The 928-nt window shown below is 59.1% G+C and carries 1 protein-coding gene; it reads right to left on the bottom strand.

The window, feature by feature from the left end; translation table 11 throughout:
• Positions 1 to 928, bottom strand: a 928-nt coding sequence (locus tag A3754_RS05175) for an AMP-binding protein (RefSeq protein ID WP_156496813.1), incomplete at both ends; no start/stop codon positions are given.

The following is a 928-nucleotide window of genomic DNA, read 5'->3' as shown; positions in this document are numbered from 1 at the left end:
TTTGGGTTTGCCGGTGGAACCGGAGGTATAGATCACATAGGCGAGCTGGTCCGGGTGCGGTTCGTTGCCGAGAGACTGCGCAGAGAAAACATCCAGCGACAATCCATTAACCGCAACCGGTTTAACGGCATCAACACGGGGCAAGGTTTCAAGCAAATCTGAAGACGTGAGCAGCAACTTGGCACTGCTGTCTTCCAGCATGTAGTGCAAGCGGTCGGAGGGATAACCCGGATCCAGTGGCAGAAAAGCGCCGCCGGCTTTCATCACGGCAAGGAAGGCTTCGATCATGGTGACACCACGCTCGAAGGACACACCGACCACATCATCCGGTTGCACGCCCTGTTCGATCAGGTAACGGGCCAATTGGTTGGCGCGGGATTCCAGCTGGACAAACGATACGCGGGTGTCACCGTGCACCAGCGCAATGGCCTCGCCCTGCTCGGCTGCCTGTTGTGAAAACAGCGAGAGGAAACTGGTCGCGTGCCACTCGCCTTCGCCCTGACTCCATTGCTGCAAGTGGGGCTCGTCGTCACCCAACGCATCCAGCGTGGCCAGTGGCACATCATCCACATGAGACAACGCCAGCAAGGTACGCTTGAATGCACTGGCCATGCGGTCCATCAACGCCACCGGCAAGGCAGCGCTATCGTGGGCAAACAACATTTGCAGATGGTCACCGGGCAGCACCGCCACGGTGAGCGGGTAATGGGTGAACTCGTGGCTGGTGGGCGTGCCCAGCTGCAATTCGCTGTGCTCACTGCCCAGCAGGGATTCATCCAGCGGATAGTTTTCAAAGACCAGCAAGGTATCGAACAAGCCTTCTCCGCCCCAGCCGGCATCCTGCTGCACTTCGAACAGCGGCGCATGACCCTGTTCGCGCAGCGACGCATTATCCGCCTGCAGCTGTCTCAGCCAATCGGCGATGGGT

The organism is Alcanivorax sp. HI0083 (assembly GCF_001635175.1).
This window is presented reverse-complemented; position numbering and strand designations above follow the sequence as displayed.